At 71.4% G+C, this 12,257-nt stretch carries 9 protein-coding genes, 1 rRNA gene and 1 pseudogene; 3 read left to right on the top strand and 8 right to left on the bottom strand.

The annotated features are described in order from the left end of the window. Positions 1-106: 106 nt before the first annotated feature. From ACFW48_RS35170 to ACFW48_RS35145, 6 genes are all read right to left on the bottom strand, one after another. Positions 107-655: a DUF1697 domain-containing protein gene (locus ACFW48_RS35170; RefSeq protein WP_386322202.1), complete on the bottom strand. Its 549-nt coding sequence runs from the start codon at positions 653-655 to the stop codon at positions 107-109. A 324-nt stretch (positions 656-979) separates the two neighbouring features. Further along, positions 980-2,233, bottom strand: coding sequence for a glycosyltransferase (locus ACFW48_RS35165; protein WP_386322312.1), 1,254 nt, complete (start codon positions 2,231-2,233; stop codon positions 980-982). 8 nt (positions 2,234-2,241) lie between these two features. After that, complete coding sequence (gene erm(O) / locus ACFW48_RS35160) at positions 2,242-3,021, bottom strand: 23S rRNA (adenine(2058)-N(6))-methyltransferase Erm(O) (protein ID WP_386322200.1); 780 nt, start codon at positions 3,019-3,021, stop codon at positions 2,242-2,244. A gap of 331 nt (positions 3,022-3,352) precedes the next feature. After that, positions 3,353-4,642: an ABC transporter substrate-binding protein gene (locus ACFW48_RS35155; RefSeq protein WP_386322198.1), complete on the bottom strand. Its 1,290-nt coding sequence runs from the start codon at positions 4,640-4,642 to the stop codon at positions 3,353-3,355. Further along, positions 4,642-5,475, bottom strand: a complete 834-nt coding sequence (locus tag ACFW48_RS35150; RefSeq protein ID WP_386322196.1) for a carbohydrate ABC transporter permease — start codon at positions 5,473-5,475, stop codon at positions 4,642-4,644. Before ACFW48_RS35150 ends, ACFW48_RS35155 begins: the two co-directional genes overlap by 1 nt. Beyond that, positions 5,472-6,407 carry a carbohydrate ABC transporter permease gene (locus ACFW48_RS35145; RefSeq protein WP_386322194.1) on the bottom strand — a complete coding sequence of 312 codons (936 nt, stop codon included), beginning with the start codon at positions 6,405-6,407 and terminating at the stop codon, positions 5,472-5,474. Before ACFW48_RS35145 ends, ACFW48_RS35150 begins: the two co-directional genes overlap by 4 nt. Before the next feature lie 196 nt (positions 6,408-6,603). Here ACFW48_RS35145 and ACFW48_RS35140 point away from each other — a divergent pair, with 196 nt between their 5' ends. Beyond that, complete coding sequence (locus ACFW48_RS35140) at positions 6,604-7,467, top strand: phosphotransferase enzyme family protein (RefSeq protein WP_386322192.1); 864 nt, start codon at positions 6,604-6,606, stop codon at positions 7,465-7,467. 60 nt (positions 7,468-7,527) lie between these two features. Here the strand turns inward: ACFW48_RS35140 and ACFW48_RS35135 are convergent, their stop codons facing one another. Then, positions 7,528-8,250 (bottom strand): 3'-5' exonuclease, encoded by a 723-nt coding sequence (locus tag ACFW48_RS35135; protein WP_345626534.1) that lies wholly within the window; start codon positions 8,248-8,250, stop codon positions 7,528-7,530. Positions 8,251-8,375: 125 nt separating this feature from the next. Further along, positions 8,376-9,623, bottom strand: a complete 1,248-nt coding sequence (locus ACFW48_RS35130) for an SAV2148 family HEPN domain-containing protein (RefSeq protein ID WP_386322190.1) — start codon at positions 9,621-9,623, stop codon at positions 8,376-8,378. 366 nt (positions 9,624-9,989) lie between these two features. Between ACFW48_RS35130 and glgX the strand changes: the two are divergent. Together glgX and ACFW48_RS35120 are read left to right on the top strand one after the other, a co-directional pair. Further along, positions 9,990-12,095, top strand: a pseudogene (gene glgX, locus ACFW48_RS35125) (glycogen debranching protein GlgX); the annotation flags it as partial. Next, positions 12,088-12,257 (top strand): 16S ribosomal RNA (locus tag ACFW48_RS35120); the annotation flags it as partial. The pseudogene glgX and the gene ACFW48_RS35120, both read left to right, overlap by 8 nt.

The raw sequence follows: 12,257 nt of genomic DNA, 5'->3' as shown, positions 1-12,257 counted from the left end.
GTGCCAGTGGCCCAATCCTGCGTCCGTCCGGCCTGCGCGGCCAGGGGGTGGTCAGGAAGCGGTCAGGGACCGGGCCGGGACCGGGCCGGGACCGGTTAGGGGGTGGTCAGGGGGTGGTCAGCTCCACGAGCTTGGTGACGGTGTTCCAGTTGCGGGTGGTGGCGATCACGCCCTTGTTCACACGGGGCTTGGCGAGGGCCTCGGCGAGCTTCGAGCGGCCGAGGCCGTCCGGCGCGTACAGGTACAGGGCACGGTCGCCGAGGCGGAACTCCTCGGGGAGGAAGGCCGGCCGGTCGATCGCCGTGAAGCGTTCCGCGTCGACCGGCGCGGAGAAGTACGTGACGTGCAGCTGCTTGGCCTCCAGGTCGGCGGCCGGGAACGGGCACTCCTCGGCGACCGCCCGCAGATAGGCGTGGTCGCGCACGATCACGTCCACCGCGAAGCCGAAGCGCTCCTCGATCGCCCGCGTCAACTCGGCGGCCAGGGACTCCTCGTCCCCGTGACCGGACGCGAACACGGCCTGGCCGCTCTGGAGATGGGTGCGTACGGCGTCATGGCCGAGGCCTTCCAGGAGCGAGCGCAGTTCGGCCATCGGGACCTTCTTCGCGCCGCCCACGTTGATACCGCGCAGCAGCGCCGCGTACATCGTCGTCATGTGCACACCATAGGACGGCCGTCGTGCCCCGTGGGGGTGGGCACGACGGCCGGGTCCGCGCGCCACGCGGACGTGCGCGCCACTCTCGCCGATGCGGGTGCGCGGTTCAACCACTACACACTCCTGTGACTTATTCAACAACTCTGCGGAAGGCTCCCGTACCAGCGTCACACCCTGATCACGACGGCGAGCGGGTCGGGGTGTGAGCGACCGCCGCCGGTCCGGCCGACGCGCGGCCGCGAGCCGAAGGGCCCGTCGGTTCCCCGGGAGTTGCCCTGGGAACCGACGGGCCCTTCGGTCTCGGCGTCCTCCGCTTCGGTGCGGTCAGGCCCGCGCCGCCGCCAGCTCCGCCTCGATCAGGTCCGCGGCCCGTCGAGTGCCGCCCTCCTGTGCCATCTGGGCCTGGAACTCCTTCAGCCGCCCGGCCACCTCCGGGTCGTCGACCAGGGCGAGGGCGGCGGTGCGCAGCGCCTCGGCGGTGGCCTCCTCGGTGGGGAGGTGGCGGGCGACGCCGAGCCCCTGGAGCATGTCCGCGTTGCCGAACTGGTCCACGGCCTGCGGTACGGCGATCATCGGCGTGGCGGTGGCCAGTCCCTCCTGGCTGCCGCCGGCTCCCGCGTGGGTGACGAACAGGTCGGCCTGCTGAAGGATCGCCAACTGCGGCACCCATGAGCGCACTTCGACGTTCTCCGGTACGTCACCCAGCTCGGCGGCGTCGACGTGCTTGCCGATCTGGAGCACCACGTGCCAGCCGGGCAGCTCGGCGAAGGCCTCGACGCACTCCCGGTAGAAGGCCGGCTGCTTGGTGAACGCGGACCCGAGGGACACCAGGACGACCTTCTCGGCACCCTCGGGACGCTGCCAGTCCCCCTCGGCGGTGCGGTCGCCCTGGCAGGCGCCGACGAAGGTGTACCTCTTCTCGTCGACCCGGTCCGCGTTGGGCTGGAGTGCCTTGGGGATCAGCACCAGGGAGCGGTCGGGGCGGCCGGCGAACGGGTCGGGGTGCTGGGTGATCCCGTTCTCCTCCAGCCAGGCGTGGAAACGGGCGTAGTACGCCTGGCCGCGCTCGGTCTTCAGAGGCTCCTCCCACATCGGCTCGCCGACCTCCTGCTCGTACCCCTCCCAGGCGACCATGCACGGCGAGAGGGAGACCACGGGTACGCCCCAGCGGTGACCGAGGACCCGGGCCGGGTAGGCGGAGATGTCGTGCAGGATCAGGTCCGGTTCGTCTCCCTCGTACGCCTCGATGAGCTGCGGGAGCGCCTGGATCGCGTCGTTGAGGAACGGCTCGACGTTGTCCAGCAGCGTGGTCCCCCACGCTTCCGGGTCGGCGTCGGGGCCGGGCAGCGTGCTGTTCCACAGCTTGGGTTCGGCACCCGCCTCGGCGACCTTCTCCGCGAAGAGCGGCGGGATCGCGTACGTCACCCGGTGCCCTCGCGCGACGAGCTCGCGGATCACCTCCAGGCTGGGGTTCACGTGGCCGTGCGCGGCGATGGAGAACATGGCGATGTGAGCGGGAGTGGTCATGCATGGAATGTACGCGAGACGAGACGTCTCGTGCAACCTTTTTCCTCGCACGCTCCTCCTCATGCCGCCAGCTCCTCGTGCAGCCGCAGCCAGCGCGTCGGCGCCACCTCGCCGACGAGCACACCGGGGTCGAGGCACGCGGCCCGGAACGCCGCGTCCACCCGGCGCCGGGGGTGGGCACGCCGCAGGGACGCGTGCAGGGAGCCGCCCACTCCCGAGAAGCCCAGCTCGACCAGATCCCGCCAGCTCCGGTGGGCGGCGCCGGCGAGCAGTGGGGTGCGGCGGCGCTCGATGCGCAGGATCCCGGCGTCGACGCGGGGCGCCGGCCGGAAGCCGTACCGGCTCACCCGCCCGGCCAGCCGCCACTCGTGGCGGGGCCAGGTCCGGACCGTCAGCAGGCTCCAGCGGCCGTAGTCGCCGGTGCGTTTGCGGGCGTACTCGAGCTGGGTGAGCAGCGTGGCGTCGGTGAGGCCGGGTGCGGTGAGGCACCAGTGGACGATGTCCGCGGTGCGGGAGAAGGGCACGTTCCCGGCGACGGAGAACGGCGTGCGCGGGGGCCGCGCGGCGAGGAAGTCACCGGCGACGACGTGGACGTGGGGCGTGCCCGCGAAGCGGGCGCGGAGCCCGGGGAGGAGCCGGGGGTCGATCTCGTAGGCGCGCAGCTCCCGGCTGCGGCGGGCGAGCGGCTCGGTGAGGGCGCCCTTGCCGGCGCCCACTTCGAGGACGAGGGGCGGGCGCCGACGGTCGGGGGCGGCGAGCCGGGCGACGTGCTCTGCGGTGGCGCGGTCGGCGAGGAAGTTCTGCGAGAGCGTGCGGGCACGCTGGGTGGGGCGGGCCATGGCCTGCGGTCCTTGTCTTCCGTGAAGGGGGGAAAGGGCAGCCGAAGGCCCTGACCGGAAGACGAAGGCGAAAAGGGATGCGGAGGCTCAGCCCCGCCGCGCGTGGGTCACATGCGTCAGCGCGTGTGTGACATGCGCCGGCGCGTTGGTCAGCGGCGGGGGGACCCCGGGCCGGTCAGGGCTCCGGGGCCACGACGCATCCTGATGGAGTGCGTGCAGCCCCGGCCGAGACCGGAGTTGAAGATCGCGTTGAAAGCTGCCACGGAGACGACGCTAGAGACCTGGGCGCCGGGTGGGCAACGGGTTTTCCGCCCGCCCGGCGCGAGCGCCGTCAGCGCTGGTAGCGGGCGAGGACGAGGTTTCCGTCCTTCTCCAGGCGGTCGCGCAGCTCCTCCATGCCGATCGCTCCGCTGTAGTACTCCTGGAGTGCGGGGGTGGCCACCTTGTCCTTCCACTCGGGATAGCCCCGGACGGACTGCCCGGGCGCCAGGCGCAGGTTTTCGGCGAGGGCGGTGCCCGTGGCCCAGCCGTGCTCGGCCGTGTGCAGGGCGGGGTCCTTCAGCGCCTCGGTGCCGGTGGGCAGCATCCAGTCGCCGAGGGCGAGGCGCGTCATGTTGTCCGGCTGGAGGAGGAAGTCGACGAACGCGGCGGCTTCCTTCTTGTGCGGGCTGTCCTCGGCGATCGACAGGGTCTGCGGGCTGACGCCCTGGGTGAGTCCGCCGGTGCCGGCCGGGGCGGGCAGCACCTGCCAGTCGAAGCCCTCGGGTGCCTGCTGCTCGATCTGCTGGCGGTAGGAGAACCCGAGCGGCACCATCGCGTACTTGCCCGCGAAGAAGCCGGGCAGGGTGTCGGAGCCGCCGCTGCCGAGGGTGGCGGAGGAGGCGCTGTGGTCCGTGTTGACCTGGTCGTGGATGGTGCGGGGCACCACCTGATCACCCTCCTCGAACCGGACGGTGACCTTCCCGTCCGCGCCGCGGTGGAACAGCTGTCCGCCGGTGGACAGGGACAGGTTGAGCGTGGCGGACACGGGCTCCTTCAGCGGCCAGGCCACGCCGTACTTCCCGTCGCCGCTCAGCCGCTTCGTCACCTGCCGGAACTCCGCCCAGGTCCAGGGGTGTCCGGGCGTGGGGATCCGGACGCCGGACTTCTTCAGCAGGGCGGCGTTGGCGATCAGGACGCGGGGCTCCTGGAGGAACGGCACGCCGTAGACGCCGTCGCCGAAGGTGACGGTCTCCCAGCTGCGCTGCGGGATGTCCGACTTCAGCCGCTCGGGCAGCAGGCCGGTCAGGTCGGCGAGGTAGCCGCCGTAGGCGAAGTCCGCGAGGTCGTCGGAGGCGTCGTGGATGATGTCGGGGGCCTCGCCGCCCTCGAAGGAGGTGAGGAGCTGGTCGTGGACGCTGTCCCAGCTGCCCTGGACGTACTCGACACGCACGTCCGGGTGGGTGGCGTTCCACTCCCGCACCAGTTCCCTGTTGGCCGCCACGGACTCGTCCTGCCAGGCCAGGGACTGGAAGCGCAGGGTGATCCGCCCGTCGTCCGCTCCGTCGCCGCCGCCCGTGCAGCCCGCGAGCAGCAGGGCGAGGGAGACCAGCAGGGTCACGATCCTCGTACGCGTCGGCATCAGCTCTTCACCGCCCCGGCGAGCATGCCGCCCGTGATCCGCCGCTGGATGAGTGAGAAGACCACCAGCGAGGGCAGCGTCGCGAGGAAGGCCGCCGCGGCGAGCGGGCCGAGGTCCGCGACGCCCTCCGCGCCGATGAAGTGGGTGAGGATCACCGGCAGGGTCTGTTTCTCCGGTGTCTTCAGCAGCACCAGCGCGAAGAAGAACTCGTTCCACGCGGTGATGAAGGCGAACATCGCCGTCGCCACGATCCCCGGCGCGAGCAGTGGCGCGGTCACCGAGACCAGGATGCGCAGCCGCCCGGCGCCGTCGACCGCCGCCGCCTCCTCCAACTCGGCCGGCACGGCCCGGACGTACCCGGCGAGCATCCACAGCGCGAACGGCAGCGACCACACGACGTAGACCATCACGAGTCCGGGCACGGAGTTGATCAGCCGGAGGTTCTTCAGGACCAGGAAGAGCGGGATGATCAGCAGGACGAAGGGGAAGGCCTGGCTGACCACGACCCACCCGGTGGCCGCCTTGGTGAGCCGGCCGCGGTGCCGGGCCATGACGTACGCCATCGGGGTCGCGATCACCACGGCGACCACCGCGGCGCCGAGCGCGGCGAGCAGGGAGTTGAGGGCGGCCCGCAGCAGCGGCTGTTCGTCGAAGGCCTGCCGGAAGTTGTCGAGGGTGGGGTTCTCCGGGATCCAGGTGGGGTGGAGACTCGCAAGCTCCTGCGGCGGTTTGAACGCGGTGGAGATCAGCCAGAGGAACGGGAAGGCCAGGAAGACGAGATACGCGAGCAGCGCGGCGTACTGGCCCACGCGGGCCCCGGTCGAGGTCCTCATGCCTCGTCACCTCCCCTGAGCCGGCCGACGAGGAAGGCGGCCAGCAGGATCGAGATCACGGCGACCATGACGCAGCCCATCGCCGCCGCATAGCCGAACTGCCCGTACCGGAAGGCCTCCTCGTAGGCGAAGAGCATCGGCAGCCGGGTCCGGCCGCCGGGGCCTCCGTTGGTCAGCACGTAGACCAGGGCGAAGGAGTTGAAGTTCCAGATGAGGTTGAGCGCGGTGATGGCGAGCGCGACCGGTCTGAGGGCGGGCCAGGTGACCGTGCGGAAGCGGCGCCAGGCTCCGGCGCCGTCGACCGCGGCTGCCTCGTGCAGCTCGCGCGGGGTGTTCTGCAGTCCGGCGAGCAGGGCCACCGTCGTCTGCGGCATGCCGGCCCAGACGCCGACGACGATGACGGCGGGCAGGGCGGTGGCGAGGCCGCTGAGCCAGTCCCGGCCGTCGCCGAGGCCGAAATCGCGCAGGGTCTCGTTGAGGATGCCCGCGTCCGGGTTGTAGACCAGCCGCCACATGATGCCGACGACGACCTCGGGCATCGCCCAGGGGATGATCGCCAGGGCGCGGGCCAGCCAGCGCAGCCGCAGGTTCTGGTTGAGCAGCAGGGCGAGGCCGAGCGCGAGCAGGAACTGCGGCACCGTGACCCCGACGGCCCAGACCAGCCCGATCCTGAACGACTCCCAGAACAGCGTGTCGTGCATCAGGTCCTGGAAGTTCAGGGTGCCGACCCACTCGGTGGGCTCCGTCCGGCCCGACTGGGCGTCGGTGAACGCGAGCAGGATGCCGTAGACCAGTGGCCCGACGCTGAGGACCAGGATGGGAAGCAGGGCCGGCAGCACCAGGAACCAGGCGCCGTGGTCGGGGCCGCGCCGTGGCCGGTCCGTACCGGGCGCGCGGCGCGCCGGCTTTCTCGACTCGGTCACCAATGTCACGGAATCAGCCCCTTTGCACGGCTCGAACGGGCCTGGTCATGGTCGTGAAGGCGCCGTGCCCCGTCAAGAGCCCGCGCACACGCTCCCACCTGTGCGAATGCGACACTGGCCGACGGATGGCGGGAACCCGGCGGACATGACGGACACGACCGGAGGACCGGCACCACGGACACGACCGACACGGAGGCAGGCGACGATGGACGAGGCACGGGCGCGGGAGGTGCTGGCCGCGGCAGGGGTGCTGCCCGGCCCGGCGCGGGAGGCGCGGCTGCTCGCCCTCGGCGAGAACGCGGTGTTCGCCGCCGGTGACCTCGCGGTCAAGGTGGGCCGTGACGCCGAACTCCTCGACCGGGCGCGCCGGGAACTGGCCGTCGCGGTGTGGCTGGAAGAGGCCGGTGTGCCGGCGGTGCGGGCGGCCGACCCCTCGGCACTGTTCGTCGCGGGGCATCCGGTGACCGTGTGGCGGCGGCTGCCCGACCCGGTGCGGCCCGCCGAGCCCCGGGACGTGGCCGCGCTGCTCCGGCTGGTCCACGCGCTGCCCTCCCCCTCCTTCGAGCTGCCGCCCCGCGAACTGCTGGGCGGTGTGGAACGCTGGCTGCGACTCGCGGGCGACGTGATCGATCCGGCGGACGCCGCGTATCTGCGTGAGCGCCGCGACGGCTTCGCGACGGCCGCCGCCGCGCTCACCCCCCACCTGACGCCCGGCCCGATCCACGGCGACGCGCTGCCCCGCAATGTGCACGTCGGTCCCGACGGGCCGGTCCTGGTCGACCTGGAGACCTTCTCCGCCGACCTGCGCGAGCACGACCTGGTGGTGATGGCGCTCAGCCGGGACCGCTACGGGCTGCCCGCCGAGGCGCACGACGCCTTCACCGCGACCTACGGCTGGGACGTGCGCGAGTGGGACGGCTGTGCGGTGCTGCGCGGCGCCCGGGAGACGGCCAGCTGCGCGTGGGTGGCCCAGCACGCGCCGAGCAATCCGAAGGCACTGGCGGAGTTCGAACGCCGGGTGGCGTCGCTGCGGGACGGGGACCCGACCGTGCGGTGGTATCCGTTTTGACCGCGCGTCGCCTCTGACCGCGCGTCGCCTCTGACGGGCGCGTCGCCGTCCGATGCCCGGTCAGACCCGTTCGTCGGCCGGTTCGCGCAGCGGCCACGTCCCGTCGACGACGGCCGTGGCGTCGCCCTTGCGGCGCAGGAAGCTCTGGAAGTCCGCCGCCCACTCGGCGTACCACTCGATCTGGCGGTGGTGCAGGTCCGCCGGTCCGAGGGACGCCACCTTGGGGTGGCGGCCGGCTATCGCGCAGGCCAGCCGGGCCGCGGCGAGGGCGTCGGCCGTGGCGTCGTGGGCGGCGTCGAGCGGGACGCCGTACTCCCGGCAGACCGCTTCCAGGTTGCGCTTGCCGCGGCGGTAACGGTCGACGGAGCGGTCGATGGTGTACGGGTCGATGACCGGGGCCGGGTCCAGGCCGCCGAGGCGGTCGCGCAGGGACGGCAGTCCGTAGCGCCGCAGTTCGGCGGAGAGCAGGGTGAGGTCGAAGGCCGCGTTGTAGGCGACGACCGGGACGCCCGTCTTCCAGTAGGCCGCGAGCACACCGGCGATGGCGTCGGCGACCTGGTCGGCGGGACGGCCCTCGGTGGCCGCCCGCTCATTGGTGATGCCGTGCACCGCCACCGCGTCCGCCGGGATCTCCACGCCGGGGTCGGCCAGCCACTCCCGGCGTCCTCGCGGCTCCCCGCCCATGACCTCGATCACGGCCCCCGTGACGATGCGCGCCTCGCGCGGATCGGTGCCCGTCGTCTCCAGGTCGAAGCCGATCAGCAGCTCCCGGTGCCAGCCCATGGGCGGTCCCCCTTCTCGGTGGTGCGTTCCCCCAGTGGTCACCACCTTCCCATGACCCACTGACAATCAGAGGATCGCATTCCGCTTACGCCCGGTCCGGCGGCGGGCCGGCCCGGCACCGGCGCTCACGACACCGGCCGCGAATCCGCCCACATCAGCTCGAACTCCTCGCGATAGGTGGGGAAAAGTCCGCCTTCGTCGAGCTGGTCCGACTTCACGACCTTGCCGCCGTTGCGCCCGTTCCGCAGGACGAGCACCGGCGCCTCCATTCCCCGCGTCCGACGCAGATAGGACTGCACGACCGCGATGCCGTCGGCGCCGTCCCCGTCGACGAGGTAGGCCGTGAAGCGGGGCGTCTCGTCGAAGACCTGGATCTCGAACGCCCCCGGGTCCCGCAGCCGGGAGCGCACCCGGCGCATGTGCAGGATGTTCATCTCCACGGCGCGGCTCAGCTCGCCGCGCTTGATACCGAGTTCGCGCTCGCGGCGCTTGATCGAGCTGGAGGCCGGGTTCAGGAAGAGCAGCCGCACCCGGCCACCGGACTCGGCCAGGCGCAGCAGGCGGCGGCCGGAGAAGTTCTGCACGAGCAGGTTGAGGCCGATACCGAGGGCGTCCACGCGCCGCGCGCTGCCGAAGAGGTCCTCGGCCGGGAACTGGCGCAGCAGCCGCACCCGGTCCGAGTGCACGGCGACCACGTCGGCGTACCGGTCGCCGACCAGGTCCTCCACCGCGTCGACCGGCAGCCGGCGCGTGGACGGCACGTCGCCGCCCGCGCCGAGGACCTCCAGCAGCCGCGCCGAGGCCCGCTCCGCCTGGTTCAGGACCGCCTCGGACAGCGCCCGGTTGCGGGAGACGACGTTGCGGGTGACCTCCAGCTCGTCCAGGGCGAGTTCCACGTCGCGGCGCTCGTCCACGTACGGCTCGAAGCAGGGCCAGTGCTGCACCATCAGCTCGCGCAGCTGCGGCAGCGTGAGGAAGCTGAGGACGTTGTCGTCGGCCGGGTCGAGCAGGTAGCCCTTGCGGCGGCTGACCTCGCGGACGGCGACGGCGCGCTGCACCCACTCCTGGCCGGCGGGTCCGGCCGCGGCGACCACCCATTCGTCGCCGTGGACGGGTTCGTAGACCGGCCGCAGGACGGCGGCCACGACCGCGCGCAGCCGCTGTTCGACGAGGTTGAGCCAGATGTAGGCCCGGCCCGCCCGCTGCGCACGGGTGCGCACCTCGTGCCAGGCGTCGGTGTCCCAGTCCAGTTCCGGACCGATCGCGCCCGCGCTCATCGGCCGCGCCAGGGACACCGCACCGGGCGGGACGTCCGCGGAGTTCCCCTGGTGACCGTCGTCACCAGGAGGCAGCTCCAGCCCTCCCGAGCCCACCCGCGCACCGCCTTCCGCTCCCCCGGAGCACTACCGGGGAGACCCCGTCCCAACGATCAAGGAAGGGTACTCCGCGAGCGGTCCGCGGTGCAGCCCGATGGACGGGCCGGTTTTCCCAACATCCGTGATCCACAAGCCCGTTCCGGTCGGCCGCACACCGGGGAGTGAGCGGATTCATAGCGGTGACGTGGCCGGGTACGGGGAAGACTCCCTCGCACCCCGCTCCGGGGCGCATGCGGAGGAGAATGCCGAAGGGTGGGTAGGAGGACGTACGTGCTAGAGGTCGCCTCACTTTCGGGGAGACTTCCGGGGGACTCGGAGCCAAGGCGTCCGCACCGGCGCCGTACACCTGAAAGAGTCGTGTCCATGCAGGTCTGGCCTGGAGAGGCGTATCCACTCGGTGCCACGTACGACGGCGCCGGCACCAACTTCGCGGTCTTCACGGAGGCCGCCGACCGAGTAGAGCTGTGTCTGCTGCACGACGACGGCTCGGAGGCCGCGATCGAGCTGCGGGAGAGCGACGCGTTCGTACGGCACGCGTACGTGCCGGGCGTGATGCCCGGGCAGCGGTACGGCTACCGCGTGCACGGCCCGTACGCCCCGGAGCGCGGGCTGCGCTGCAACAGCGCCAAGCTGCTCCTCGATCCGTACGCGCGTGCGATCAGCGGCTCGATCCAGTGGGGCGAGGAGGTGTACGGCTACCACTTCGGCGACCCCGACCGGCGCAACGACCTCGACTCGGCTCCGCACATGATGTCCTCGGTGGTGGTCAACCCCTACTTCGACTGGGGCGACGACCGGCGCCCCCGGACGGAGTACCACCACACGGTGCTCTACGAGGCCCACGTGAAGGGCCTGACCATGCGGCACCCGGGCCTCCCCGAGGAACTGCGCGGCACCTACGCGGCCCTCGCGCACCCGGCGCTCATCGAGCACCTCACCGAGCTGGGGGTGACCGCGCTGGAGCTGATGCCGGTGCACCAGTTCGTCAACGACCACCGCCTCGTGGACATGGGCCTGAACAACTACTGGGGCTACAACACGATCGGCTTCTTCGCCCCGCACAACGCGTACGCCTCCTGGGGCGACCGCGGCCAGCAGGTGCTGGAGTTCAAGTCGGCGGTGAAGGCGCTGCACGAGGCCGGGATCGAGGTCATCCTCGACGTGGTCTACAACCACACCGCCGAGGGCAACCACCTGGGCCCGACCCTGTCCTTCAAGGGCATCGACAACGCCTCGTACTACCGGCTGACCGACGACCCCCGGTACTACATGGACACCACGGGCACCGGGAACTCCCTGCTCATGCGCTCCCCGCACGTCCTCCAGATGATCATGGACTCGCTGCGGTACTGGGTCACCGAGATGCACGTCGACGGCTTCCGCTTCGACCTCGCCGCCACCCTGGCCCGGCAGTTCCACGAGGTGGACCGGCTGTCGTCGTTCTTCGACCTGGTGCAGCAGGATCCCGTGGTCTCGCAGGTGAAACTGATCGCCGAGCCGTGGGACGTGGGCGAGGGCGGCTACCAGGTGGGCAACTTCCCGCCGCTGTGGACCGAGTGGAACGGCAAGTACCGGGACACGGTGCGGGACCTGTGGCGCGGCGAGCAGCGCACGCTGGCGGAGTTCGCGTCCCGGCTGACCGGATCGTCCGACCTCTACCAGGACGACGGCCGCCGCCCGCTGGCCTCGATCAACTTCGTCACCTGCCACGACGGCTTCACCCTGCACGACATGGTGGCGTACAACGACAAGCGCAACCACGCCAACGGCGAGGACAACCGGGACGGCGAGAGCCACAACCGGTCCTGGAACTGCGGAGCCGAGGGCGACACCGACGACCCGGCGGTGCTGGAGCTGCGGGCGCGGCAGATGCGGAACTTCATCGCCACCCTGCTGCTCTCGCAGGGCGTGCCGATGATCAGCCACGGTGACGAGTTCGCCCGCACCCAGCGGGGCAACAACAACGCCTACTGCCAGGACAACGAGCTGGCGTGGGTGGCGTGGCCGGACGGCGACGGTGACGGCGACGTCACCGGTACCGGGCTGCTGGAGTTCACCCGCGCGATGGTGTGGCTGCGCAAGGACCACCCGGTCTTCCGCAGGCGGCGCTTCTTCCACGGGCGTCCTGTGGAAGGCACCCACGACGAGCTGTCGGACATCGCCTGGTTCACCCCCGAGGGTGCGGAGATGACCCAGCGGGACTGGAACTCGGCGCGGGCGTCGGCCCTCACGGTGTTCCTGAACGGCAACGCGATCTCCGAGCCCGGCGCGCGCGGGGAACGCATCTTCGACGACTCGTTCCTGCTGATGTTCAACGCCTCGCCCAAGCCGCTGGACTTCGTGGTGCCGGTCGACCACGGCCGCCAGTGGGAGGTGATCGTCGACACCGCCCGCACGGAGGGGGTTCCCTCGGCCACGGGCCCGAAGGTGCAGGCCGGGGACCGGCTGACCCTCGTGGACCGGAGCATGTGGCTTAATTCGACGCAACGCGAAGAACCTTACCAAGGCTTGACATACACCGGAAACGTCTGGAGACAGGCGCCCCCTTGTGGTCGGTGTACAGGTGGTGCATGGCTGTCGTCAGCTCGTGTCGTGAGATGTTGGGTTAAGTCCCGCAACGAGCGCAACCCT

The organism is Streptomyces sp. NPDC058812, assembly GCF_042744565.1.
Classification (GTDB): Bacteria; Actinomycetota; Actinomycetes; order Streptomycetales; family Streptomycetaceae; genus Streptomyces; species Streptomyces thinghirensis.
The sequence above is the reverse complement of the archived record's forward strand: the minus strand, read 5'-3'. Positions and strand labels throughout refer to the sequence as shown.